Here is a 24,182-nt window from a genome sequence, read left to right as displayed (position 1 = left end):
CACAGCAACGACACTCGCCGTGCGCGCAAACCGGTGGTTGCCCGGAAATCCTTCAGCCCGCAGAGTTTCCGAGCGCAGCACAGCGCTTACAGGTGCTGTGGAGCGTCCGCACACTCTGTGGACCCGGCCCACCACTCGGCGAGCCGGCGCTTGGCTGCACAGTTTCAGAGCACCCGCAGCATGCTTCCCGCTGCGCGGTGGTGAACGCACCACGCGCAGAGCTCCCGAACACCGGCACCGCCGAACGGACGGCGCAGGCATTCTCGGCAATCGCCCGCGAAACCATCAGCCCCACAGAGTTTCCGAGCGCAGCACAGCGGTTGTAGCTGCTGTGGAGCGTCCGCACACTCTGTGGACCCGGTCTACCACTCGGGGAGTCGGCGCCTGCCTGCGCTGATGTCGCGCACCAGATCGTCGTAGGCGTCGGCGAGCTCGGCGAGGTGATGCCAAGCGCCGTGCAGTCTTTCGTCGTGCGCGTCCAGAGTCATCAGCGCGTGGTGGGCCCGCACCGAGGATTCGGCGAGCCGGTCGATGACCGCGCCGACGGTTTCGGTGTGCAGGGTGGCGCCGAGTCGATGCTGGGGCACGCTGCGCGCGACCCAATCGTCGATCGCCATCACCAATTCGACTCTGCGGCGCTCGATTTCGAGAACCACCACCGGATCGGTGTCCACCGAACCACCCCGGCCGACCAGCCGCCGCTCGTGCAGCACCGCGAGATCGCGGGCGAACCAGAGCAGCGGGCCGCCGACGACGCGATGGCCGCGACACGCCCGAACGAGTAGATCAGAGGTGGGAAGCAGCCCGGAAGCCGGGGACTGCACCACCGAATCGGCGCACCGCAGTGTGCCGGGAAGAGCCATTACGACCGTTGTATCCGAACCTGCCACGTTGCCTCGCCGTCATCGCCGCACAACACCGGATCAGGACGTTCATTACAATAAACCTCTGAAGGCACCTGTCAAGCGTTACCGGGCCGTAGGAAGTCACGAAGAGTACACTTCGTTACCTGCACGACCAACCGAGGAGCAAGATGGCGGACGGTCCGACGTATCACCGGATCGCAGACCTCCTCCGCGAGGAGATCCGCGCAGGCAAGTGGAAACCGGGTGATCGGTTGCCCAGCCACACGGAGCTGGCCGAACACATGCAGGTCTCACTCACGACCGCTCGCAACGCGATTCAGGTGCTTGTCACCGAAAATCTGGTCTATACAGCGACTTCCCGCGGCACCATCGTGCGAAACCAGGAAGTTCTGGAATCAGTTGTCACCGACCATATTCGACAGGATCGCCCGCGCGCGGGACACGATATCTTCGAGGAGATCGCGCGGGCCGCGAACCGCGTGCCGTCCAAGGAGTTCAGCGCGAAGATGGAACCCGCGGGCCCCGAGGTCGCGTTGTGGCTCGGCGTGCCGGAGGATTCCTGGGTGCTGGCCAGGACGGTCGTTCAGTACCTCGACAACGAACCGTGGTCCTGGGAGGTCAGCTTCTATCCGCGAGATCTGGCCGAGGCCACGGGAATCGACTCGCCGCACGACATCCCGGAGGGCACCACCCGCAGGCTCGCCGACCGCGGTCAGGCCGAGACGGCCCACCGCGACACCTTGACGGCGCGGCCGGCGAGCGCGGAGGAGGCGAATGTGCTCGGCGTGGCGACCGGCACGATCCTGCTGGACCACTTGCGGATCGGCGCCAATCACGAGCGGGTCACCCGGGCCACCCGGCACCGTTCCATCGCGGCGAGCAACCGGCTGGCCTATCAGCTCGGCGACGCCGAGGGCATGGCAGTCATCGGGCGCACCCTCGGCGTGCCGTTCGGGCCGGGTATCGCGTTGCCATGAGTACCGTTCTACGCCGCGCGACCATCGGGGACCTGGGCCTGATCTGCCGACTACGCGTGCAACGCACCGCGTGGTTGACCGCGCAGGGTTCCGACCAGTGGACGGTGGCCGGGCGCGGCCTGCCGATCGAAATATTCGCGCGGGCGGTGGGGCGTTCGCTCGACGCGGGCGAGACCTGGATCGCCGAGGTCGGGGGTGAGCCCGCGGCGACCATCACCATCAACCATCGCGCCGACCCGGGGTTGTGGTCGCCGTGGGAACTAGCCGACGCGGTCGTGGTCCACTTCATGATCGTGGACCTGCGATTCGCGGGCCAGCGCCTCGGCCACCGACTGCTGGCGCACGCGGGAGCCATTGCGCGCCAACAGGAACGCGAATGGGTCCGGCTCGACGCCTGGACCACCAACACCGAACTGCACGACTACTACCGCCGTGCGGGCTTCCGCCTGGCCCGCATCGCCGGACCGATCGCCACCGGACCGTCCCGGGCGCTGTTCGAACGCCGTACGGACAGCTGGGATTTCGACCCGGCACAACCCGAGATCTCCTGGGCGCGCGGCTGATCGACCGCGCACCGTCCGTTCCCTTGCCGGGTGCGCCAACCGCGCCCGGCCGGGGAGTACCGGAAGTGCTTACACCGGTGGCAGATACGCGATCTGCACCATCTCCTGCCCCTTGCTGCGCGAGGCCAGCGTGCCGCGGCCCGGCGGCAGTTTGCTCGGGCGGATCTCACCGATGATCTTGCCCTCGTCCCGGGAGCCGCTCATGATCAGCGTGTCCACCGACATGTTCTTCAGACCGCCGATGATCGGGTCGTACAGCGCGCGGGACACACCACCCATGCGCCGGGTGACGACGAAGTGCATGCCGATATCGCGGGCCTGCGGCATGTATTCGATCAGCGGCGCAAAGGGATTGATACCGCCGGTCGCCACCATGTCGTAGTCGTCGACCACGATGTAGATCTCCGGGCCCTCCCACCAGCTGCGATCACGCAGCTGCTGGGGGGTGATGTCGGAGCCCGGGATGCGCTTGGACAGGAACTCCGCGACCTCCTGGATCATCGGACCGCAGGTCTGCGACGAGGTGGAGTAGCCGGCGAGGTGCTCGCCCTCGACCACGCCGAGCATGGTGCGCCGGTAGTCGATCATGATGATCTTGGCCTGCTCGGGATCCGAGTTCTCCACCACACCCATCACGATGTTGCGCAGCAGCGTGGTCTTGCCCGATTCGACGTCGGCGAACGCCATGAAATGCGGTTCGGTCTGGAAATCCAGGACCAGCGGCTGCAATTCGGATTCGCCGAGTCCGACGACCACCTTGGTGGGGCTGAGCTCGATGCCCTGCGCGCGCGTGGTGGCGAGCAGTTCGTCCCGGCTGAACTGCATCGGCAGCATGCGCACCTCGGGTGCGTGCCGGCCCGCGTGCAGTTCCGCGAGTTCCTGCCGGGCCCGGGAGACGCCGTCGGCCAGGGTGGACGGATCGGAGTCGGAATCCAAGCGCGGCAGGGCGATGAGCATGTGCAGCTGTTCCGGGGTGAGACCACGGCCGGGGCGCCCGACCGGAACCTGGAAAGCGGTGCGCCGCCCCATCTCCGAGTCGGTCGGGTCGCCGAGGCGCAGCTCCAGCCTGGTGCCGATCTGGTCCTTGACCACCGGCCGGATCTCGGCCCAGCGGGACGCGCCGATGATCACGTGGATGCCGTAGGACAGGCCTTGCGCCGCAATGGCATTGATCTGCGATTCCAGCACGTCGAACTCTTCGCGGATCACGGCCCAACCGTCGATCACCAGGAAGACGTCACCGAATCGGTCGTCCGCCAGCGGATTACCGGAGGACGCCGCGCCCTCCGGCACGTGCGCGGCCGCGGCGAACTTGCGCCGCCGGAACTCGGCCATCGATTCGATCCCGAGTTCGGCGAACCGTTCCTCGCGCTGACGCATGAGCGAAGTGAGTTCGGCGATGGTGCGCCGCACCCGGTCGCTGTCGAGCCGACCCGCCACCGATCCGACATGCGGCAGACCGACCAGACCCGCCATGCTGCCGCCACCGAAGTCCAGGCAGTAGAACTGGACATGCTGCGGGGTGTGCGTCGCGGCGGCGGCCATGATGATCGCGCGCAGCGTGGTCGACTTGCCCGACTGCGGACCACCGACGACCGCGACATTGCCCTGTGCGCCGGCCAAACTGATGGTCAGCACGTCACGACGCTGCTCGTACGGCTTGTCGATCACGCCGATCGGCATCCACAGCTGGCCGTGCCGGTTGACCGGCGAACGCCAGTCCGGATCGGGCAGCAGCATATCGACGGTCGGGGATTCGTCCAGCGGCGGCAGCCACACCTCGTGCGCCGGGCGGCCGTGCCCGGTCAGCCGCTTCACGACGACGTCGAGCAGCGAATCCGGAATGCCCTCGTCACTGCCCGGTGCGCCGGGCAGGCCGAGTGCCGATGGCGGCGGGGGCAATTCGAGCATCGGATTGGTCGGCGAGGGTGGCAGATCCAGGGGCGAAGCTTCTTCTTCCTCGGGCGGCGCGGGCATCTCCACCGGGGCCGCGGTGAACAGCGCGAGTCGCTGGCCGCCGACCGGGGTGCCGTCCTCACCGGTGACCGTGCCCTGCGGCGCGACGTACGGGCCGGACACGTAACTCGCGTTGAACCGCAACGGATCCGAGGCGTCGCTCTTCAGGTAGCCCGCGCCGGGCACGCTGGGTAGGTGGTAGGCGTCGGTGATACCGAGCACCGCGCGGGATTCGTTGGCCGAGAAGGTACGCAGACCGATCCGGTACGACAGGTGCGACTCCAGGCCGCGCAGCTTGTTCTCCTCCAGCCGCTGCGAGGCCAGCAGCAGGTGCACGTGCAGCGAGCGGCCGAGCCGGCCGATCATCACGAACAGTTCCGCGAAGTCCGGCTTCTGCGAGAGCAATTCGGAGAACTCGTCGACCACGACGAACAGCGCGGGCAGCGGGTCGAGCGGAACGCCTGCGGCGCGCGCCTTTTCGTAGTCGGTGACGTTGGCGTAGTTGCCCGCCGACCGCAGCAGCTCCTGGCGTCGGTTCATTTCACCGGCGAGGGCGTCTTTCATACGGTCGACGAGTGAGAGTTCCTCTTCGAGGTTGGTGATCACCGCGGCGACGTGCGGCAGCGAATCCAGACCGAGGAAGGTCGCGCCACCCTTGAAGTCGACGAGCACCAGGTTCAGCGCGTCCGGCGAGTGCGTGGTGACCAGCGAAAGCACCAGGGTGCGCAGGAATTCCGACTTGCCGGAGCCGGTGGCGCCGATGCACAGGCCGTGCGGGCCCATACCGTTCTCGGCCGACTCCTTGATGTCGATCTCCACTGGCGTGCCGTCGGGGGTGATGCCGATCGGCACGCGCAGCCGCTCGCGCGCGGTGCGCGGTCGCCATACCCGGGCCGGGTCGATCTGCGCCGCGTCCGGAATCTTCAGCAGGGCCATCAATCCAGGGTCGGCGGTCGAGCCTTCGCCGAGGCTGACGATCTGTGCCGCGGTGGCCAGCCGGTACCGCGACAGGGTGCGGGAAAAGGCTTCGGCCTCTGCTGGACTCACCATATCGGCGGTGGCGAACTTCTCGACGCCCGCCGCGCTGCGCGCGGACACGTCGCCGTCCGAGGCGATCAGTTGCAGCCCGCGCCGGGCCGCGAGCCCGCCCTCCGGCGCGGTGAGGTCGAGCACGGTCACCGAGTCCAGACCGGACTCGCTGATCAGTCGTTCGTTGCCGTTGACGTATCCGTCATCGATGATCACCACCAGGTGTAAACGCCCCTGGGTCGGCTGCGGATTGCGCATGAACCGACCGCGCTCCATCAGCTCGGCGGCCAGCGCGGTTTCCAGCTCGCCCAGCGAGGTGTACATCATGCGGGCCGAGCCCATGCCGTCGCGCTGGGTCGGATGCTGCAGGTGCGGAAGCCATTTCGCCCAGCCCCAGGCCCCGTCCGGATCCGCGCAGACGATGGCGACCGCGAGGTGGTCGGGGCCGTGGAAGGTGACCAGTTCCATCAGCATGGACCGCACCAGCATCCGGGAGTCCTCGGGCGAGCCGCTGATGTTGATCGCCGGGAAAGCGCGCAACGACACCGCGGTCGGCAGGCCGTGCACCACGGAGTGGGTGCGCACGAACCGGCGCAGCGCGACCGTCGAGACGGGCTCCAGGTCCTCCAGCGGGCCGGTCTCGGGCCGCGCCAGCTTGGTGGCGAGCCGGTGGCTGCCCATGCCGACCCGGACGTGACCGAAATCGGGATCGTTGGGCCTGCGCTCCCACATCCGCCGGGTGCCGATCAGCGACGGCAGGTCGGCGGGTTCGGGGTGGCTCCAGACCAGTGTCTCCAGCTGCTTGTTTCCGGTGCGCCGCACATCTTTTCGCACCTGGTCCAGGTACCGGAAGTAGTCCTTGCGTTCCTCGTTCAGCTCGACCGCGCGCTTGCCCGTGCCGCCGCGGAAGCCCGCCATCATGCCGACCATCGACATCAGCATCATCATCGGGAACATCATGGACAGCGGGTTGGCCAGCAGGTTGCGACCCATCATCGCCATCATCGCGATCATGCCGATCACCGCGACCACCATGACGACGGGCATCAGCTTCATCATCAGCGGCGCGGGCAGCGCGCGGGTGACTTCCGGTGGCGGGGTGAGCGCCACCTCCCCGCCGGGTGCGCGGGGCGGCGCTATCCTGGGGCGTCGTACGAAACCTTCGGTAGCCATGATTCCTTCGATCGGTCGAGCTGTCGGCGGTCGGCGCGGGGCCTGCCGCTACGGGTCGTATTCGGCTTCGATCTCCTTGCGTCTGCGCCGGTACGGAATCGCCACCGCGATACCGATGCCGAGCGCGCTCAGGCAGACCAGCGAACCGATCACCGCGATCCGGCGCGGGCGCGGATCCGGCCCCGGCGGGATGACCGGGGCGGCGATCGCCCGGGACACATCGGCCCCGGCACTCACCGGCCGCTCGGGCAGCTGCGCGGTCAACGCGGCGAGCGGATCGATCAGCCCGGCGCCGATCGCGTCGTCACGGCCGGTGCCCGGCGACTGCGCGGTGCGGGTGATCCGATCCATCACGCCCTGCGCGTCCAGATTCGGGAAGCGGGACCGCACCAGGGCGGCCAACCCGGCGACGTAAGGCGAGGCGAAACTGGTGCCGTCCACCGGACGGATGCCCTCGCTGGTCTGCACCCCGTTCACGAGCCCGATGCCGCCCGGCTTGCTGTCCAGCGACACGATGTTGCGTCCGATCGCGGCAACGCCGACCCATGGGCCGTGCAGCGACAGATCCGACGGCTTGCCGTCGGCGTCCACCGAACCCACCGCGAGCGCGTACCGGGAGAACCACGCGGGGCTGGCGATGGTGTTGACCGCACCCCAACCCGTGCCCTCGTTCTGGGTCTTGCACGGTCCGTCGGACTCGACGTTGCCCGCGGCGACCACCACCACCACGTTGCGGTCGTAGGCGTATTTCACCGCGGCGCCGAGCGTGGAGTCGGCGGGATCGGAACCGGCTGGGCTGCAAGCCACTTCGGAGATGTTGATGACGGTGGCGCCGAGGTCGACCGCGCGGACCACCGCCGCGGCCAGGGTGAGCACGCTGCCGTAACCGTCGGCCCGGATGGTGCCAGGCGGCCGGTCACCGCCGCGGTCCTTCTTCTCGTACGCCAGGCTGAGCTGGCGGATGGAGAGAATCTCGGCGTCGGGCGCGACGCCGGTGAAGGCGTCACCCGGATGCGGCTGTGCCGCAATGATTCCGGCCACCAGTGTGCCGTGTCCGTCGCAGTCGACGGTGCCGTCGGTATCGGAGACGTAGTCGCCGCCGGGCTGCAGGGCGGGCAGCCGGGGGTGCCGGTTCACCCCGGTATCGATCACCGCGACCTTCTGTCCCGCGCCCCTGCTGAACTGCCAGGCGGCGGGCAGTTCGAGCACCCGTTGCGAGATCGGCGGCTCGTTCGGCGGGGCACCGGTGAGCGCGGGTTCGGCGCACAGATCCCGCTGCTCGGTGGGTTCCAGCGGGGCAGGGCGGCCGCTGAGGGCCTGCGCGATACCGAGCGCACCCGGATCGATGACGGGTGGTGAGATCGCGAAAGCGGGCGGCGTGGGCAGGCTCACCACGCCGATCACTGCGGCGACACTGGCCATCCGCAGCAGGCTGCGGCGGAAGGCGCTAGGTCTCATGTCTCCCTGCGCTCATATGTTTCTGGCCATCGAGTAGACGTTCATGATCCACAACACCAGCGGAATCAACGAGATGATCAGCATGTACTCGAAGATCTCGATCATCCGCCTGGTCACCGGCGTGACTTCGATATGCGGTCCGATCACGCCGAAGCCGACCGTGCCGGCCGCGAACACGACCAGCAGACCGACCACGAGCAGTTCCAGGTCCGTGTCGCCGACGGCCGCGCCGACGATCAGCGCGACGAAGGCCAGGCAGCCACCCGCGATCAGGGTCGCGGCCTGCGTGAGATCGGCGAAGGACCGGCCGCGCAGGCACAGGATGATCGCGGTGACGACGGCGAGGGTGACACCCTGCCAACGCGCCGAACCCAGCGGGTCGGCCGCACCGAACGCGCCGATCACCGCGCTCAGCGTGCACGCGATGATCAGGCCGGACTGGTACTGGTTGGCCGCGCGGGCCCGCTCGCCGAGACCGGCCGCCGACGGCAGCGCGGTGGCGCCGATCGCGCCGATGCCCTCGATGGTCGGGCGCGGCTCGTGATCGGCCGGATCGATCGCGGCGCCCGCGGTCGGCACCGGCGGGATCGGCAGCCGGGCCAGGCCCGCGGCCAGCCGCGGCACCATCGACAGCAGCGCGATGCCGACCACCACCAGGCCGGCCGAGAGTTTCGGCAGGCCCGGATGCCAGACCAGGTACACCGCCGCCGAACCGCCCGCGATCACGCTGACCGCGGCCGCGGCGGAGAACAGGGTGGCGCCCGTGCCGATGACCCGGTACCCGAGCACCGCGGCCACCAGGGTCAGCGAACAGCCGAGCAGCAGATGCGCACTCCCCAGCGCACCCGGCACGAACAGCGCGCCGCCACCGAACACCAGCAACAGCCCGTCCAGTGACAGCCAGGTGGCGGTGATCGTGTCCAGATACCTACGGGCGGCGAAGCCGGCCGCGACGAACGCGCCGATGCCCGCGGCGGTCAGGATGAACGCGGGCGCGAGCGGATCGCCGTGCCCGCGCGCGTTCGCCAGCGTCAGCAGGACGGTGAGCACCGTCAGCACCGAGGCGACCAGGCCGGTCCACCGTGCCGAGTTGCCGGTCCAGCTGCGGAACTCCTCTGCGGTGAGCCGGGAGACCGCGTCGATCACGTCGTCGAAGAGCGCGGGGGCTTCCTTCGAGGTGACCGAGCGCAGCACGAGCAGTTCGCCGTCGTGCACGTCCGCGTCGTTGAGCGTGCGGCTCGGGGCGAAGGCCTCCTGGCCGACCCGCGCCAGCGTCCAGTGCTGGGCCTGCAGCGGCACCGAGTCGTCCTCGGCGTCGATCTGTTCCGGATTGCGGGATTCGATCAGGGCCACCAGATCGCCGATGAATCCGGCGATCGGCACGGTCGCGGGCAGCCCGACGTCGAGCTGAGTATTACCGCCGATAACGGATACCCGACTCAATTCTGGCTCAGTAGCGCGTGCGCCACTGGTTGGTGTTTCGATCAACGACCCCGGACCCCCAGCCTCTCCACTGGCGATGGTTCACGCCCCAGCTGCACTGCGTGAATCTGTGCTGGGTGGAACGTCTTCTGAGTGAACGACTTCGACACCCTAAGACTCTCACCTAGACAACACTTGCGTTGCAACCTCCCGGCAGCTGAACCTAATGTAACGGACAGACCAGGCGCTGCGCGATCGGTAGTCTGGAGTCCACAAGAACTCATCCCATCACTACGAACGAAGACTTCGGGGTCAGACAGCCATGACCGGCAATCGCCAAGCACAACGAGCCTTCGACGCCGGAATTCTGTCACTCGGACTGTCCATCGAAGGACAGGAATCCGCGCGCGATCTCGAATACGCGAAGCTCGCTTTTCAGCGGGCCACCGAGTGGGACCCCACGATGTGCGACGCCTGGCTCGGTCGCGCGGCCGCAGGCGAACTCACCAAGGACGTCTTGTTCAACATGCACCGGACCAGCGCCAGCACGCTGTACCGGGAGCAGCGCAGGCTCGGCCTGCAGTCCCGGGAGCTCGCCGGCCGCTTCCTGCCCGGCCTCTATATCGACTACCCGCTGTCGAGCTACACCGAGATCTGGCTGGCCTGGGCCGCGCAACTCATCGCGGACAAGGAGTACGACGAGGCCGAGCGCGTGCTCAACGAGCTCGACACGCACCGCAAGTCGCAGCTCAGCGATCCGGACCGGGAGATAGACAACCGCATCTGCGCCTACGTGCGCGGCGTGCTGCACTACAACACCCAGCGCTGGCCCGATGTGATGGCGGTGCTGGCCGGTTCGGCCGAGTGGGACGATCCATACCTCGCCGCGGGCGCGCACGTCATGGTCGGCACCGCCTGCGCCCAGCTCGGGCTCTTCGGTGAGGCGATCCGCCGGATGGAACAGGCCGAGGCGGGCCCGATCCCGGCCGCCCGATCGACCGCCATGTTCTGCCGCGGCCTGTGCCTGCGCGAATCCGGCAACGAGGAGATCGCGCAAGGCCTGTTCGAGAAGGTGTACTCGCAGGCACCGGATTTCGACGCGAACGCCGCGGCCATGCGCGACCGCACCTACCGGATCAGCATCACCTCCCGCGAGACGATCGACGCCCGCACCGACAAGTGGGATCCGAACTCGGCACCGTCGATGAAGGCGATGGAGCAGGCCGAGACCGAGGACCGCGCCAAGAAGATCCTGGCCGCGGCCCGCGCGGAGCTGGACTCCCAGATCGGCCTGTCCTCGGTGAAGACCCAGGTCGCCAAGCTGCAGTCGAGCGCGCAGATGGCGAAGATCCGCGCGGAGAAGGGCCTGGCCGCAGGCGCCCGCGGTCAGCACCTGGCCTTCACCGGCCCGCCCGGCACCGGTAAGACCACGATCGCCCGCGTGGTCGCCAAGATCTATTGCGGCGTAGGCATTTTGAAGACCGACAAGGTGGTCGAGGCCAAGCGCGTCGACTTCGTCGCCCAGCACCTCGGCGGCACCGCGGTCAAGTCCGAGGCGCTGATCGACAGCGCGATGGACGGCGTGCTGTTCATCGACGAGGCCTACACCCTGATCCAGACCGGCCTGCAGGGCGGCGACTCGTTCGGCCGCGAAGCCGTGGACACGCTACTGGCCCGGATGGAGAACGACCGCGATCGGCTGGTCGTGATCATCGCCGGGTACGACGGTGAGATCGATCGCCTGCTGGCCGCCAATGACGGTCTGGCGTCCCGCTTTTCCAAGCGCGTGCAGTTCCCGTCCTACACCCCCGAGGAACTCGGCGAGATCGGCAAGGTCATCGCGCACAAGCGCGACTCGGAGCTGTCCGACGAAGCGCTCGAACTGCTCGTGATCGCCTGCACGAAGCTCTACTCGCTGCAGAGCACCGACCAGAGCGGCCAGCCGCGTCGCGGCGTCGACCTGGCGGGTAACGGCCGGTTCATTCGCAACGTCATCGAGGCCGCCGAGGAGGAACGCGAGTTCCGGTTGGCCAACGACGAGTCGCTGGACCTGGCCAATATCGACGAGTCGATGCTGATGCGCATCGAGGCCCCGGATATGCACACCGCGCTGTCGGGCATCATCGCGTCGCTGAACGTCAAGGGCTTCAACGACTGACCCCCCGGCCGCCGGATTACCCCGGCGGTTCCAGGGGGAGCTGGTCGCGGGCGGTGAGCGCTTCCTTCTGGGACAAGGTCGCGCCCGGCACCATCTGGCCGATGATCGGCCACGGCGCGAGGCGTGGCGTATTCCCGAGCCCGAGCACCTGCGCGGTCGCCATATCGGGGATGCCGTAGCGCACACCGTTGTCGGCGACGTAGAACAGACTGCCGCGGCGCGGGCTGCCCGGCCCCATACCGGTCACCTGGACGAATTCACCGGTGCCCGGCGGGACGTACACCGCGTCCACATGGTCGCCGGTCCCGTCCGCGGTGGCCAGCGTGACGGTCTTGGCGGATTCCGCGATCGGCACGCGGACACCGGCGAGCAGCGTGATCGCCGCGCGTTCGTTCGGGCCGTCGCCTGCGTCCACCTTGCGGTTGGCCGGGGCCGTGCCCGGCGTCTTGGTCCACGCCACGCAGGTGACCGGCGCGTCCTCCGCGTTCAGGATCTTCGGCGGCTCCACCGGAAAGTCGTTGACCGGCAACGAATGCAGGATCGGCAGCCGGTCCAGCACGTCCGGCGGCATGGTCGGGATATCGCTCATCCCGTGCGAGTCGGCGAACCGGATCAGCTGCGCGGTGAACGGGCTCACCGGCTGCAGGCCCTCGGCGAGCACCACATACAGGCCGGGCTTGCCGTCGCCGACGTCACTGACCGAAATAACGCCGCCCACCGGAACTTTCGACAGCGGACCCGGCCCGGGCTGCCCTGCCTGCGGGATCTGCGGCGCCGTGATCGCGGGGACTTCCGTTGTCGCGCCGAGCATTCCGGTGCCGATCGGGCGGGCGCGGTGCGCGGACAGGTTCAGCGCGCGCACCAGCACCGAGTTGCTGGGGTCGATCTCGGCCCGCTTGCCGTCGTAGACCAGGTAGGTCTTGTCGCTGCGCTTCACCAGCAGCGCCTGGTCCGCGCCGACCGTGCGGATCCGATCGCCGAGCTCCGGCTTGCCCGCGATGATCGTCGTGGTGCCGCCGGTCGCCGAGGCCGCGCTGCCGCCCTGCGACAGCGCGATCGTCTCGCAGAGCGTCCACGCCGACCGCGAGCCCTGCGAGGACCCGGGCAGCGCGCCCGGTGCGCCGGGGATGCCGACCATCGGGCCGCGCGGCATGTCGTTGAGCTTGCTGTCCTTGACGCCGTGCGGCTCGGCGTTGCTGCCCGTGATCAACCGGGCCGAGGCCAGGTTGAGCACCGGGTGCAGCGTCTTGCTGCCGTCCTCGGCCTGCACCACGACGTACAGTGCGCCGCTCTGCTTGCCCGAGACGATCAGGTTGTCGCCGATCGCGCCCTGTGGGCGCAGGAAGCCCAGGATCGCCGCACCGGCGATGATGAGGATGCCCAGCACCAAACCGACCCACAGCGAGCGCACCTGGGACCGCATGGGGTCGTGCAGCATCCGCACGTCGCGCCGCACCAGCGCGTGATCGAGTCGGCGCAACAGGAATCGATACCCGTTGACCTGGGCTCGGGTGGTCAACTGTGCCGGCACAAGGTCTCCATCGAACTGTCGAGAACCATCTTCATCGACACGGTACCGTAATTCCAGGACGGCCCTGAACCGATGAATTCATGGCTGGCGGAGTATCCGCACGGGTGGCAGACAGGGACTACGCGGTGACGACGAGTGTGAACGAGACCAGGCCTGACGGGGCGACCGAGCAGGAGGACGGTGCGGCGGCAGAGCCCGGCCGCACGTCGACCTATGACACCCTGCGCGATCCCGAATTCTGGCTCTTCCGTGTCTATCCCTTGCGGGTGGTGGTGCCCATGGTGGTGCTGGCCGCGACGGCGGCCTGGGTCGTCCTCGCCACCAGCGAGAACCTGTGGGCCGCGCTCGGTACCGGCGTCGGAATCGCGCTGATCGGCCTGGTCCCGATCCGCGGCCGCACCCTGGCGGGCATGATCGGCGGCGCGCTGGCCCGGCGGCGCAGCGGTCTGCGGCCCGCGGACCAGCTCACCCAGGCGCCTGCCTTCGACGTGCCGTTCAGCGAGGGCGGCGGTTACGGCGTGCGCTGGGACGGCGAACTGCTGCTCACCATGCTGCGCATCGACCCGCCGCCGGACACGATGACGCTGCTGCGCCGCGGTTCGCTCAGCACCGACCAACTGCTGCCGCTCACCGAAATCGCCCGCTGCTTGGACCAATTCGACCTGACGCTGGCCAGCGTGGACATCGTGAGCACGGGGGCGCGCACGGCGGGCACCGGCATCATCTCGCACCTCTACGACCGCATTCTGGGTCCGCTGCCCGCGATCGCGCACCGCACCCTCTGGCTGGTGCTGCGGCTGGACCCGCTGGCCAACGCCGAGGCGGTGGACAAGCGCGGCGGAGGAGGTACGGGCGCGCTGCGCACCGCGATGATCGCCACCCGCCGGGTAGCCAACCGGCTCGCCGCGCACGACATCGCCACCTCGGTGCTCACCGCCACCGAGATGAACAGCGCGGTCCGGGAACTCACCCACGGCTTCGAGGTCGATCAGCTCACCGAATCGCCGAGATCGCTGGAGTACCAGGGCCGATACCTCACCCAGTATCAGATCGGCGCGGACATGATCGCCCCGTCCGGCCTCGCCGATATCTGGACGGTGCAGAGCCTGTCCACCACGGTGACCCTGCGGCTGCGCCCCGGCGCGAACCGGCACGACACGCGGGCCGACCACCTGGGCACCGTCGTGCTCAACGCCGTCGTCCGGTTCGACACCACCTTCGAACCCGACGAGCCGCCACTGCCCGGCCTGCGTGAGCTGCCGGGCAATCAGATGCGAATCCTGTTGGACACCTTGCCGATCGGCGCCACCGGCCGCTGGGGCTCCGATACCGGCTACCGCGGCACCATCGCCGCGCTCACCGATATCGCGGTACCGACGGCGGGCTGCGGGCAGTTGATCGGCGCCGACGAACTCGGCCAGGGCATCGCGGTGCCGCTGGTCGGCGAAGGCACCCGGCACCTGGAGGTCGTCGGCAATCTCGACCTGGCCCAGCAGGTGATCCTGCGCGCCACCGCGCTCGGCGCGCACGCCATCGTGCACACCGCACGGCCGGACGCGTGGCACACGATGGTGACCAATCTCGATGCGCCGCATGTCATCTCGATCGCGCCGCGCTCCGCGGGCGCCAGCTATCACGCGCCCGCCGCGCCACCGCTGCCCGCAGCGCCCTATCCGAGCACGACCGTGGTGGTCTTCGACGGCATCGCGCCCACCGCGCACGCGGGCGGTGCCACGATCGTGCACGTACGGACGCCGGACGAGCCGCCAGCACCGATCGACGCGGACGTCACGCTGCTCCAGGATCCGCTCGCGCCCAACCGGATCACCGTGCGCACCGCCACCGCGAGCGCGACCGTGTTCATGGTGACGACGCCGGACGAGATGCACTACATCGGCGAATCGCTGGCCGCGCGCTGAAGCGCACCCGGCCCAGCTGAGTCACACCCGGCCCGCCCGCGCGAAAGCCCGTGCGGCCGGACTGATTCGCGCTCAACGCTCCGAAAACCGAAACGGCCGACCGGAACTCGCAGGTTCCGGCCGGCCGTCAGGTAGCCGACATGTCAGAACGCGGCGAAACCGTCGCCGACCTTGCCGTCGGCCTCGAGCGCGCGCTGCAGCGCGTTCTCGACCTGAGCACCGAGGGCATCCAGCTTCTGCAGGGTGTCCTCCAGACCCGTGGTGAGGTTCTTGTGCGCCGCGTCGAAGCCCTGCGACGCGTTCTCACCGGTCAGGTTGTCGTGGAACGCCTTGGCGGCGTCGTTGAGCGAGTCGATCTCGCCCTTCATCTTGCCGCCGTGGTTCTGCAGGTCGCTGTACAGCTCGTTCATGGCTGCGGGATCGTAAAGGATGGTCATTCTTTATTCCTTAGAACGATGGGGTTCCGATAAGGGATGGACAGACCGTCAGGCCTGGTCCATGGCCTGCAGGGTCTTCTTGCCGCCGTCGACGGCCTGCGAGAACTGGTCGAGCCGCTTGTTCAGGTCCTCGGCTTCGTCGTGCCAGTCACGGGCGACCGTAACGAACTTGTCGGACGCATCGCCCTTCCAGCCCTTCAGCACGTCCTGTGCGGCCTGATCGATTTCCTTGACCGAAGTCCGCAGGTTGTTGATCGCGGTCTCCAGGTCACCGACGACCTTGTCGACGCCACCGGCCTCGACACCAACAGCCTTGCCCGAGCCACCGAGAGAGGTGAGAGACATTTCTTTGACCTTTCGTCATTTTTGTTGATCGCTGTCCCATACGAGCGATCTCGTTGCAATACGAGACAACCGAAGTTGCACCCCGAGAACTACTGAGGCAGCCACCTCCCCCCGGGTAACCCCTCGATCAACGTGGCGACTGCTTGCGCAACCCGATGATCGGTACCCGGTGTGACCGTGGACCAGACCTGCTGATCCGGAGAAACCATCGGCGCCGCGACGATCCGCCCGCGAGCGGTGTCGTACACGGCGACGGCGCCGGGCGCTCTGGTGGTCACACCATCCTCATGGGCGCACGCCACGATCTCGGCGTAAGCGTGCGTCGCACCGAAGGTCAGCCCCAAAGTGGTGGCGTCGCGATCGGTGGCACCCAAGGCATAGAGAGCGTCGGTCAGCTCGCTGGAGTTCGTGGCCGAATCGAGTCGTTCGGCCAGCTCCGCGGCGGGGACGCTGAAATTGGGAATCTCGGCGGGCGGGCACGCGTCCATGGCCGCGAGCACCGGCCGCACCAGATCGGCGGCCGAGCCGTCGGTCCACACCGGGCGCACGTCGAAATCGTCGCCCGAGCGCACCGCGACGGCATGCATGTGCGCGCGGCGCACCACACAGACTCGGCGCGAACCGTTTCCGGTGTAGATGCGGGCCGCCAGCTCCTGCTCCGGGTGGGCCAGGGTGAACAGCACGTCGGCCAGCTCCGGGTCCACCTCGCCGTGCGCGTCGATCAGGCCGCCGTCGATCAGCGAGGCCACCGCCGACTCCTGCGCGCGCTGCCACTCCTCGAACGAATCCTGTTGCGGCCCTACGGCCAGCGCCAGTGGCAGGGTCTGCACCCCGGCTCGGTCCGCGACCGCGAGCAACGCGTCGTTGGTCAGCACGGTCACGGCGCACCGCCGGTTTCGGTCCGAGTCTCGGTGGGCGCCTTAGCCACTGCCTCGGTGCCGCCGAGTACGGCTGGAGCGGCCTGGATTTCGCCCTCCAACCCGATCTGATCGGCCTCGCCCGCCAGGCTGGCGCGCGGGAACCGAGCCGAATCCTGGGCTCCGCCCGCGGCGCCCATCGCGCCGGGCGCGATCGGCGCGGACTGTCCGGTGGCGGCCGTCGTGCCCACCTGTGTGCTGCGCGCCACCGGCTCGGCGGCGGTGGTCGATTGCGAGAACACCGGCGCGCGATAGGCGGACAGCGCACGCGGCGGCAACGCGGGAATGCCGATCGAACCCACCCGCACGCCGGGGAAACCCGGCATCGCCTTCGGTGCCGCGGCCGCGGCGGCGGCCGCGGACTGCTCCGCGACCAACGCCTGCTCGGGCGCGATCTTCGGCGGTTCCTGATGCTGCCACGGCGTCGCCAGCGGCTCGGCCGCCGATTCGTAGCTGCGCATCACCCGCGACGCAACGGCTTTCGCCACATCCGCGTCCGCGTCGGTATCCGCGGCGACGGCCCGGATCGGAGCGCCGAGCATGGCGCCGACGCTCTCCACCGCCTGTTGCACCTGCTTGATCTGCTCGATCTCCGCGGTGTTCGGCATGGCCAGCCTGGCCACCTCGTACGCGGTGACCTGCGCCTGCAGCCGCGCGGCATTCGAGCTCGCCGTCGCCGCCGCGTCGACCAGCCATTGGCGCAGCGTGGTCACCTTCTCCATGACCTCGTTGCTGCGCCCGGACTGCCAGGCACCGCGCAGCGATGCAAGAACCTGCTCGTATTCGAGCACCGCCGCGCCGAAAACCGTGGCAAGCCGCGCCCATTCGGCGGCTGCCTCGGCCATCGGCAAGGAACCCGGCCCCATGGTGAGGTCTTGCGCGAGCCGCTCCGGCGGCCGCGCTTCCCACACCACGCCGGTGAACCCTGGCTTCGGTGGTTCGATCATCGCTGCGCTGTGCCCTTCCATGGACCGTGCCTCAGACGGCCCGGCCGCCCGCGGCGTCGAAGTCCGCGACGCTGTCGGTTTCGATCTGCGCGAACTCGTTCGTGTGCATCCGCAACGTGGCCGCCAGCTTGCGCATCTCGTGCACGCTGGCCTGGGCGCTCGCCAGGTACGAGGTGGCGACCTCGTTCCCGGTCTGCGCCGCCCGGCCGGAGACTTCGTCGGCGCCTGCGGGCTGAATCCGCAAGGCCTCCTCCGCCGCCTGCAGATCCGCGGTCAGCCGATCGGCCAGCACATCGAGTCCGTTCGATGCCTTCCCCGCCGCGACAGCGTCGAATTGAACGCTCGCGAACGCGTCTTCACCACTCATGAGACCCTCCTCAAGATTCAGAGCGTGAGTTCTTTATCCGGCGGCGGTTCCGACGTGGTGTCGGCCGCGCCGACCACCGGCAGCGAGACCCCCTCGATCCGGCCGACCACTTCGTCGCCGTGCTGGCTCGTCACCATCTGCCCGCGCAATGCGTCGGTAGACGATTCGCCGTCCCTGGCCATGCCCGCAGCACCCATCGCACCGGCGCCGCCCATCGGCATCATGCCGCTACCGGTACCGGTCGAGCCCGACATCGCCGCTGCCGCAGCCGGACTCGCGCCGACACTGCCCAGCCCGGTGAGCGCGCCCACCGAACCGCTCGCGACCCTGGTGCCCTGCCACGGGTTCAGCGGTTGCGCCGGAGCGGCCGCAGCACCGGGACCGGGGCCGTACGCGCCCACACCCGGGCCAGCCCCGCGCGAAGCCTCCGCCTTGGCCTTCTCCTCGTCGGAAAGTTCGCTGGCCACATGGGCTTTCGAATCGATGGGCGATTTCGGCGCGCTGAGCGACGAACTCGCCTGCGCGAGCTGGCCGAGTGACTGCGCCGCCGTGCTCGCGGTGCTGATCAGCGGCGTCACCAAGCTCATCAGCTGGCTGAGCTGGTCGGCGCCGCCCGCACCCGCAACGCCCTTGGGCGCGTTGGTGATCGGGACCTTCGTACCGGCCTTGGTCATGGTGCCGCTGTGGCCGAGCAGTTCGCCCTTGGTCTTGACGGTGATGCCGAGCGCCTCGGCCATCGCCTCGACCGCCGATGCCGCCAAGAACACCTGTCCCGCAGGCGTGGCCGCGTACAGGGGTGCCAGTGCGAGGGTCGTGGAGAACTTCGCCACCACCGCGGACATCAGGCCCGCGCCGGTGAAGACGCTGCCCGCCGCCTCGCCGAGGACGAGCTTCTCCTCGCCGCTCTGCGCCTGCAGTTTGCCCGCATCCGCTTGCGCCTCACCGGCTTTCTTCGCCGCCTCCATCGCCGCCAGGCCCTGCCAGACCGACATCGCCGTCTGGATCGCCGAGGTACCGACCTGCATCACCGTCTGCATCACCGTGGAGATGCCGGACAGCAGCTGGGTCGGGTCGGGCGCGGGCGCCGGTGCGGCCGCGTTCTGCGTACCGTCCGCGTTGGCCGGGGCAGGGGCGGGCGCGGCCGCGGGCAACTGCCCGCTGCCGAACGCCGACGCCAGATCGGTCAGCGGCCGCATCAGCGCCGTCAGATCGAGCGGCGGCAGCGGCGGCATCTCCGGCATCTGGATGTGCGCGGGCATCTCGGGCAGGTTCGGCAGGCCCAAGTTGTGCAGGATGTCGTTCACCGGCTGGTCGAGCATCGGGGCAAGAACACTGCCGCGCAACAGATCCAGCACGGTGGGATCCAGTGGCTCCGCCCCCGGCGGTGGGATGGCCCCGGGATTGGTCATGACTTCGAGTTGACCGATCCGATGGCCGCACCGGACGCGCTGTCGGTGACCTCGTACGTGCTCGCGGCCTGATGCGCGGTGAGCGCCGTACCCGCGTGCACCGCGGCGAGTTCGGCCACCGAGGACAAATGGTTCGCCTGCGCGAACGCGAACGAGGCGAGGAACTCCTGACCGATCAGGCCGAACACCGGCACCACGGTCGCGATGGTGGCGGCTTGGTCGACCGCACCCGCCGTCGCGACGCCGGCCGCCATCGCGGCCGAGGCGGAACCGTAGGCCCGAACCGCATCCGGAACAACTTCAATGTGATTCATGACTGTGCGTCCAATCCCGAAACACCCCTCGATGCTTCGTGCAAAACCTTACCTATCGGAACGTAATTCGCTGATAACTGCGGGCTCATCCGGGCCGCTCACCTCGTGCTTTCCTCGTTGTAAGCGGTAACCAGCCCGGCCCGCTCGGCGAAAGCCCGATAGGCCGCCGCCTGCGCGGTGTCGACCAGTGTCTTCTCGAAATCCGCGGGCGTGAGTTTGGCGATCGCACCGGACAGTTCCAGCCCGACCAGCGCGCCGTTGCCGTCCACCGATGCCGTGACCGCGCCGTCGGGCGAGGTTTCGGTGACCAGGATCGCGGCGGTCGCGTCGTTGAGATCGCGCAGCCGGTACATCTGCTGCTGCACCCGAGCGATCAGCTCGTCCATTGTGTCGACCATGAGGTCCTCCCGAATCCTCTCCCCGCTCAGACCGATCGAAGCCAGCTCTGCGGCTCGGTCTCGTATTCCTGCTCTTCGATGATCTCCTGCCGCGCGACTTCCTGCTCGGTGGGCAGACCGGTCATCGCCAGCATCTCGGAAGTGAAACCTGCCTCTTTCAACTGGTTCCGCCGCGCCAGGCCGGCTCGGTTCGCCGATTGTTTGCACAGCCGCAATATCTCGGCCGCCAAAGCTTCCGGCGCGCGCCGCAATTGATCTTGATCGAGCTTGATCCCCAGCGGAAGGCCCTGTTCCGTGGTGCGCACGGCAAGCGACCCGGTCAGCGAGGTCACGACGAATTCCGTCGGAAACTCCTGCCCCGTTTCGTCTTTAGGTGCCGTCATATCCGCCCCTCCTCCAGACATGGGATCAATAACAGCGTCTCACGCACGTCAACCCCCTTTATGCTCGTTCGTCTTTGATGACCCGAACCACCTCGGCGACCCTGCTGTTGATCATCTGCACGAACCGCTTACTGTCAGCCGCCACCGCCACGGGCGGGGATTCCTCGGTGATCACATAACGACCGTCATCCTCGATGTCACGCCACTGGAGTTGGTGGCGGGTAACACCACGGGGGCCGAATCGCGAACGCCCCTGCCGGACATCAACGGTGCCTCGATACTCGATCGGCGCGGCCAAGAACTTCTCGGACCGCCGCTGCACAGGATCCGAAAACGAGTCTCGCACAACAGAACTGGCAAACGAATAGTCCAGCTCCTCCGCGCGATCTTCCACGGGAAGGAGGTAATCCGCTTCGCGGCCCGCGGACACTTCAGGAAGTGCCGCCACCACCTTGTCCGCCAATCGCACCGCATCACATTCGACGATCGTGTATCCGCCACTGTGCCAGTATGTTTCCCCGGGTTTCTGAGTCACGATGTAACCCGTATCAGCACGGCGAACGGCCAATACCCGCACCAGCGTTTCCACTTTGTCTTCGTCGCGACCATCATATCCATTGACCGCGATCGAGATCTCCGGCGAGCGCAACGTCTCTAATACCTCGCCCATGAACTCCGGGTACGTAGCCGCGACATGATTCACGGCCTGCCGCATTTCGTAGTCGAGTTCACTACGAGTACGCGCCCGTGTCGTGCAGACCAATGGCCATGGCAACCACGTCGTCGTCGCCCGTTCCCAGACGGCGAAGAGTTCGAGATCGGTGAGTGTCCAGGTGCGGTTCATTGCTCTACAACAGGTTTGACCACCACGGGCGCGTCACCGATCGCGTCTTCCAAGTGCTCGGTGGAATCGAGGTAGTCGGCTCGCTTGTGCTCCTTCTGCTGGCCGGCAGCGCCGGGGCCCGGGCCGGGGCCCATGCCCATACCACTGGCGGCAAGACCCGCACGGGACGCCGCCGCAGTGCCGGTGGTCGTCGCCTCGGCACGCGGGAACAGTTTGGACGCCTTGTCCAGGCTCTGATTCATGTTGAGCCCCTTCGGCGCGCCACCGGGACCACCAGCGCCCCCAGCGCCCTTCCCCGCGGTGCCCATCGCCTTTTTCGCCTGCTCCTCCAGGTCCTTGAGGCTGGGCAGTCCGGGCAGCCCCGCCAGGCTCGCCTGCTGCGCGGCCTGCTGTGCCGCACTGGCCAGTTGCTGGCCGAGCTGCTGCCCCGCCTGGGCGACCTGCTGCGCGATCTGCGATGCCTGCTGCGCGGCTTGCTGGGCTGCCTGCTGCTGTGCTCGCTGTTGCTCCTGCCGCTGCTGCTCTCGAGCACGCTGCTGTTGCTCTTCGCGCGCACGGGCCATCTGCTCTTCCAGCGCCTTGCGCTGCTGTTCAGCCTGCTCCTGAAGGCGCCGCTGCTGGTCCTGCTGCTGCTTTTGATTCAGCCCCGGGTTAGCGGTACCGGGTGGGCCGGGCGGTCCGGGAGGGCCGGGCGGCCCCGGATCATAGGCCTGCTGCTTGGGACCTTCAGGAAGTGGCAAGGGCGGAAAGGCCGTAGACGTCGTCTCCATGCCCGGCTCGTACCAGGCTTTGAAGGTATCCCGGGCCAGTCCGAGCTCGATATTCTGATTTTCCTTCGACAGCGTATTGGCAGGGGACTCGGGCATGTTCACCTGAGTGGTCTTTCCCCAGTTGTACGCATCCATCAGATTACTGCTCATGGTGTACATGGCTTGAACCAGAGCCGAGCCGGTACCGGTATATATTCCGACAGCCTTCTTGGCGCTGTTGGCGCCGTAACCGGTCCACTCCTCGGAATCCACGAGGTTCGAGATGTTCCTCTTGAAATCGGAGAAACCTCGATCCAGCTGAACGGCCATTCGATGCCAGTCCGAAGCCAGGTCCTGGACGTAGTCGATGCCCCGCAATGTCGTGTGCAGCTTGTGCAAGTCCTCGAACCCGAGGGTCGAAGCGGGTTCGGCGTCGATTGCCGCCCCCTTGTCCGTGACCTTCAGGCCGGAAGGTAGGCCTTCGTATTTGCCGATCTGCCAGTTACCCTTGTCATCCCGCTTGGACTTCTCGTACTTGTCCTTCGCCGCAGGGAGTTTGTTGTCGTACCAGTGATCGGGATCGGCGACTTCCCCGTTGTAGTGTTGCTCGGCGTGCTCGATGCCCGCGTCGGGGTGCCGGCTGTTCTGCAACGTGGTGAGCTCGGCCTTGGAATCCCCGTCCGCGTTCTTGTACTTGTTACCCGCGATAAGAAATGACTGAGCCATATCGGTCAGAATCTTCTTATGTGCGTCTATAACTTCTTCACGAAACTTCGTGCCGATTTTGTAGACTTCCCTGGTCATTTCTTGGCCAGAACCCAGATGACCGAAGAGTTGATAAGACGTCGGCAGTTTCTGATCCGAAAGTTCGTCTGCTCGACCGACCACCAGGTCGATGATGTCGAGCATGTCGGCGCAATAGGTCGCCGCCTTCGTCGCGACGTCGTGATTCAGTTTGAGCGCACCGGGCCTCTTGAAGCCCTTCCAGTCGTCCTTCGGCTCACCCATCGATCATGCTCCTAGCAGCTCGAAGTTCCGAGTACGGGTACAGCAGCACTGCCCGGCAGCAGCAAGCTCCCTACCTGTCCTCGGCATCGAACGACGCGCATGCGCTGGATCCCTCATCCGCTACTGGCCCTCCTCGCAGCTGCGATGCTGACGCTGTGTGCGCACGTCGGCTTCGCAGCCAGTTACTACAGCGTCCCAATCCTATGGGTACTAGTGCCCGACTCGCACGTACAGACCCGAATCTTGGTGGCACATATACATCGTGTCCGAGGCATCTGGCCCACCATCAGAAATAACGCAGGTACGCCTCCCGAAAAGCGTCGTCTAGCAGGTCGTATTGCGGGGGCACGTAGTCGTTGGCACGCACGCGCTGGACGAATTCGTCGGGCAGGGCGAGCGGCCGAGCTGTGAGGTATTCGATCGAATCGGTGCGCCAGATCCAGGCGCCGTCGGAGTGCAGGGACGATCCACCCTGGATCCACCCCTCGCCGGTGATCAGGTTCGGGACGGCTTCCATGACGTCGAAGACCTCCGGCGCCTTGCGCAGGTAATCGAGGATGCGGTCGCGGTCGGCGGGCTGGTCGTCGGTGCGGGATTCGTGGATCGACGGGAGATCGTCGTGCCCACGCTTGTACATCTCCCGATAGATGCCAACGGGTTTCAGGTCCGTCATCTCAACCCCTCCCGGTCGCGCTCGGTGTGCGGTAACTCGCTGGTCACCCTACCGTTGCTGGTGCTGTGCTCGCGCACTACTCGAAGGCGCGGTTGATGGCGGCTTGGCGGGCGGCGGCGTTGGCGCCGTCCAGCTGGCCGGCGAAGGCGGCGTGGGCGGCGGCGATCAGGTGGTCGGGGATGTCCGGGTAGGCCTCGGCGATCTCCCACAGGGCGTTCGCGGTGCGCAGGTCCAGTCCGTTGTCGGTGGGCACACCGGCACCGCCGCGGACCGCGGTCAGCGCCTCGTCGAAGAACAGCCGCAGTTCGTCCTCGCTCGGGTGGTCCGAGAGCATGATTC

At 67.6% G+C, this 24,182-nt stretch carries 22 protein-coding genes; 4 read left to right on the top strand and 18 right to left on the bottom strand.

Translation table 11 applies throughout. The features are described from left to right. Positions 1 to 362 precede the first annotated feature (362 nt). A complete protein-coding gene (locus O3I_RS04790) occupies positions 363 to 863 on the bottom strand; it encodes a DUF4254 domain-containing protein (RefSeq protein WP_014981765.1) in 501 nt (166 codons plus the stop codon). A gap of 170 nt (positions 864 to 1,033) precedes the next feature. Between O3I_RS04790 and O3I_RS04785 the strand changes: the two genes are divergently transcribed. Next, on the top strand, positions 1,034 to 1,843 hold the full coding sequence (locus O3I_RS04785) for a GntR family transcriptional regulator (RefSeq protein WP_014981764.1): 810 nt from the start codon (positions 1,034 to 1,036) through the stop codon (positions 1,841 to 1,843). Then, complete coding sequence (locus O3I_RS04780) at positions 1,840 to 2,406, top strand: GNAT family N-acetyltransferase (protein ID WP_014981763.1); 567 nt, start codon at positions 1,840 to 1,842, stop codon at positions 2,404 to 2,406. Before O3I_RS04785 ends, O3I_RS04780 begins: the two co-directional genes overlap by 4 nt. A gap of 69 nt (positions 2,407 to 2,475) precedes the next feature. Here the strand turns inward: O3I_RS04780 and O3I_RS04775 are convergent, their stop codons facing one another. Genes O3I_RS04775 through eccD form a run of 3 tightly spaced genes read right to left on the bottom strand, consistent with a single transcriptional unit; the run spans position 2,476 to position 9,465 of the window. Beyond that, positions 2,476 to 6,564, bottom strand: a complete 4,089-nt coding sequence (locus O3I_RS04775; RefSeq protein WP_041562419.1) for a type VII secretion protein EccC — start codon at positions 6,562 to 6,564, stop codon at positions 2,476 to 2,478. 48 nt (positions 6,565 to 6,612) lie between these two features. Continuing rightward, entirely contained in the window at positions 6,613 to 8,022 is a 1,410-nt protein-coding gene (mycP, locus tag O3I_RS04770) for a type VII secretion-associated serine protease mycosin (RefSeq protein ID WP_141691983.1), read from the bottom strand. 12 nt (positions 8,023 to 8,034) lie between these two features. Further along, positions 8,035 to 9,465: a type VII secretion integral membrane protein EccD gene (gene eccD / locus O3I_RS04765; RefSeq protein WP_051066483.1), complete on the bottom strand. Its 1,431-nt coding sequence runs from the start codon at positions 9,463 to 9,465 to the stop codon at positions 8,035 to 8,037. A gap of 301 nt (positions 9,466 to 9,766) precedes the next feature. Between eccD and eccA the strand changes: the two genes are divergently transcribed. Next, positions 9,767 to 11,602, top strand: coding sequence for a type VII secretion AAA-ATPase EccA (eccA, locus tag O3I_RS04760; protein WP_014981759.1), 1,836 nt, complete (start codon positions 9,767 to 9,769; stop codon positions 11,600 to 11,602). Positions 11,603 to 11,618: 16 nt separating this feature from the next. Here eccA and eccB read toward each other — a convergent pair whose 3' ends face one another. Then, positions 11,619 to 13,133 (bottom strand): type VII secretion protein EccB, encoded by a 1,515-nt coding sequence (gene eccB / locus O3I_RS04755; protein ID WP_014981758.1) that lies wholly within the window; start codon positions 13,131 to 13,133, stop codon positions 11,619 to 11,621. 125 nt (positions 13,134 to 13,258) lie between these two features. On the opposite strand from eccB, the gene eccE reads away from it, so the two are divergent. Then, positions 13,259 to 15,052 (top strand): type VII secretion protein EccE, encoded by a 1,794-nt coding sequence (gene eccE / locus O3I_RS04750; RefSeq protein WP_237748252.1) that lies wholly within the window; start codon positions 13,259 to 13,261, stop codon positions 15,050 to 15,052. Between the two features lie 143 nt (positions 15,053 to 15,195). On the opposite strand, the gene O3I_RS04745 is transcribed toward eccE, so the two are convergent. The 13 genes from O3I_RS04745 to O3I_RS04685 form a co-directional block, all read right to left on the bottom strand. Next, positions 15,196 to 15,489, bottom strand: coding sequence for a WXG100 family type VII secretion target (locus O3I_RS04745; protein WP_014981756.1), 294 nt, complete (start codon positions 15,487 to 15,489; stop codon positions 15,196 to 15,198). Between the two features lie 48 nt (positions 15,490 to 15,537). Next, positions 15,538 to 15,834 (bottom strand): WXG100 family type VII secretion target, encoded by a 297-nt coding sequence (locus O3I_RS04740; protein WP_014981755.1) that lies wholly within the window; start codon positions 15,832 to 15,834, stop codon positions 15,538 to 15,540. An 89-nt stretch (positions 15,835 to 15,923) separates the two neighbouring features. Continuing rightward, a complete protein-coding gene (locus tag O3I_RS04735; protein ID WP_014981754.1) occupies positions 15,924 to 16,715 on the bottom strand; it encodes an ESX secretion-associated protein EspG in 792 nt (263 codons plus the stop codon). Next, positions 16,712 to 17,698, bottom strand: coding sequence for a PPE domain-containing protein (locus tag O3I_RS04730; RefSeq protein WP_014981753.1), 987 nt, complete (start codon positions 17,696 to 17,698; stop codon positions 16,712 to 16,714). Before O3I_RS04730 ends, O3I_RS04735 begins: the two co-directional genes overlap by 4 nt. Before the next feature lie 31 nt (positions 17,699 to 17,729). After that, a complete protein-coding gene (locus tag O3I_RS04725) occupies positions 17,730 to 18,065 on the bottom strand; it encodes a PE domain-containing protein (protein WP_014981752.1) in 336 nt (111 codons plus the stop codon). Positions 18,066 to 18,082: 17 nt separating this feature from the next. Next, a complete protein-coding gene (locus O3I_RS04720; protein ID WP_014981751.1) occupies positions 18,083 to 19,474 on the bottom strand; it encodes a hypothetical protein in 1,392 nt (463 codons plus the stop codon). After that, the gene (locus O3I_RS04715) at positions 19,471 to 19,788 is read right to left on the bottom strand and encodes a type VII secretion target (protein WP_014981750.1); all 318 of its coding nucleotides are present in this window, start codon (positions 19,786 to 19,788) and stop codon (positions 19,471 to 19,473) included. The genes O3I_RS04720 and O3I_RS04715 overlap by 4 nt, the downstream gene beginning before the upstream one ends. Before the next feature lie 98 nt (positions 19,789 to 19,886). After that, complete coding sequence (locus tag O3I_RS04710) at positions 19,887 to 20,186, bottom strand: YbaB/EbfC family nucleoid-associated protein (RefSeq protein WP_014981749.1); 300 nt, start codon at positions 20,184 to 20,186, stop codon at positions 19,887 to 19,889. 26 nt (positions 20,187 to 20,212) lie between these two features. Next, positions 20,213 to 20,569, bottom strand: coding sequence for a hypothetical protein (locus O3I_RS04705; RefSeq protein WP_014981748.1), 357 nt, complete (start codon positions 20,567 to 20,569; stop codon positions 20,213 to 20,215). Positions 20,570 to 20,627: 58 nt separating this feature from the next. Next, positions 20,628 to 21,413, bottom strand: coding sequence for an ESX secretion-associated protein EspG (locus tag O3I_RS04700; protein ID WP_014981747.1), 786 nt, complete (start codon positions 21,411 to 21,413; stop codon positions 20,628 to 20,630). After that, entirely contained in the window at positions 21,410 to 23,170 is a 1,761-nt protein-coding gene (locus O3I_RS04695; RefSeq protein ID WP_014981746.1) for a hypothetical protein, read from the bottom strand. The genes O3I_RS04700 and O3I_RS04695 overlap by 4 nt, the downstream gene beginning before the upstream one ends. Positions 23,171 to 23,456: 286 nt before the next feature. Beyond that, positions 23,457 to 23,843 (bottom strand): hypothetical protein, encoded by a 387-nt coding sequence (locus O3I_RS04690; RefSeq protein ID WP_014981745.1) that lies wholly within the window; start codon positions 23,841 to 23,843, stop codon positions 23,457 to 23,459. A 76-nt stretch (positions 23,844 to 23,919) separates the two neighbouring features. After that, complete coding sequence (locus O3I_RS04685) at positions 23,920 to 24,177, bottom strand: hypothetical protein (RefSeq protein ID WP_014981744.1); 258 nt, start codon at positions 24,175 to 24,177, stop codon at positions 23,920 to 23,922. Positions 24,178 to 24,182: the final 5 nt, after the last annotated feature.

This window comes from Nocardia brasiliensis ATCC 700358 (genome assembly GCF_000250675.2).
Lineage (GTDB): Bacteria > Actinomycetota > Actinomycetes > Mycobacteriales > Mycobacteriaceae > Nocardia > Nocardia brasiliensis_B.
Note: the sequence above shows the minus strand (reverse complement) of the source record. Positions and strands in the feature narration are given on the sequence as shown.

Coding starts and splice junctions, on each gene's coding strand:
- eccA (WP_014981759.1), top strand. CDS start 9,767: ATGACCGGCAATCGCCAAGCACAACGAGCCTTCGACGCCGGAATTCTG.
- mycP (WP_141691983.1), bottom strand. CDS start 8,022: ATGAGACCTAGCGCCTTCCGCCGCAGCCTGCTGCGGATGGCCAGTGTC.
- O3I_RS04745 (WP_014981756.1), bottom strand. CDS start 15,489: ATGACCATCCTTTACGATCCCGCAGCCATGAACGAGCTGTACAGCGAC.
- O3I_RS04710 (WP_014981749.1), bottom strand. CDS start 20,186: ATGGTCGACACAATGGACGAGCTGATCGCTCGGGTGCAGCAGCAGATG.
- O3I_RS04705 (WP_014981748.1), bottom strand. CDS start 20,569: ATGACGGCACCTAAAGACGAAACGGGGCAGGAGTTTCCGACGGAATTC.
- O3I_RS04775 (WP_041562419.1), bottom strand. CDS start 6,564: ATGGCTACCGAAGGTTTCGTACGACGCCCCAGGATAGCGCCGCCCCGC.
- O3I_RS04740 (WP_014981755.1), bottom strand. CDS start 15,834: ATGTCTCTCACCTCTCTCGGTGGCTCGGGCAAGGCTGTTGGTGTCGAG.
- O3I_RS04725 (WP_014981752.1), bottom strand. CDS start 18,065: ATGAGTGGTGAAGACGCGTTCGCGAGCGTTCAATTCGACGCTGTCGCG.
- O3I_RS04780 (WP_014981763.1), top strand. CDS start 1,840: ATGAGTACCGTTCTACGCCGCGCGACCATCGGGGACCTGGGCCTGATC.
- O3I_RS04715 (WP_014981750.1), bottom strand. CDS start 19,788: ATGAATCACATTGAAGTTGTTCCGGATGCGGTTCGGGCCTACGGTTCC.
- O3I_RS04785 (WP_014981764.1), top strand. CDS start 1,034: ATGGCGGACGGTCCGACGTATCACCGGATCGCAGACCTCCTCCGCGAG.
- O3I_RS04720 (WP_014981751.1), bottom strand. CDS start 19,474: ATGACCAATCCCGGGGCCATCCCACCGCCGGGGGCGGAGCCACTGGAT.
- O3I_RS04695 (WP_014981746.1), bottom strand. CDS start 23,170: ATGGGTGAGCCGAAGGACGACTGGAAGGGCTTCAAGAGGCCCGGTGCG.
- O3I_RS04700 (WP_014981747.1), bottom strand. CDS start 21,413: ATGAACCGCACCTGGACACTCACCGATCTCGAACTCTTCGCCGTCTGG.
- O3I_RS04690 (WP_014981745.1), bottom strand. CDS start 23,843: ATGACGGACCTGAAACCCGTTGGCATCTATCGGGAGATGTACAAGCGT.
- O3I_RS04730 (WP_014981753.1), bottom strand. CDS start 17,698: ATGATCGAACCACCGAAGCCAGGGTTCACCGGCGTGGTGTGGGAAGCG.
- O3I_RS04685 (WP_014981744.1), bottom strand. CDS start 24,177: ATGCTCTCGGACCACCCGAGCGAGGACGAACTGCGGCTGTTCTTCGAC.
- O3I_RS04790 (WP_014981765.1), bottom strand. CDS start 863: ATGGCTCTTCCCGGCACACTGCGGTGCGCCGATTCGGTGGTGCAGTCC.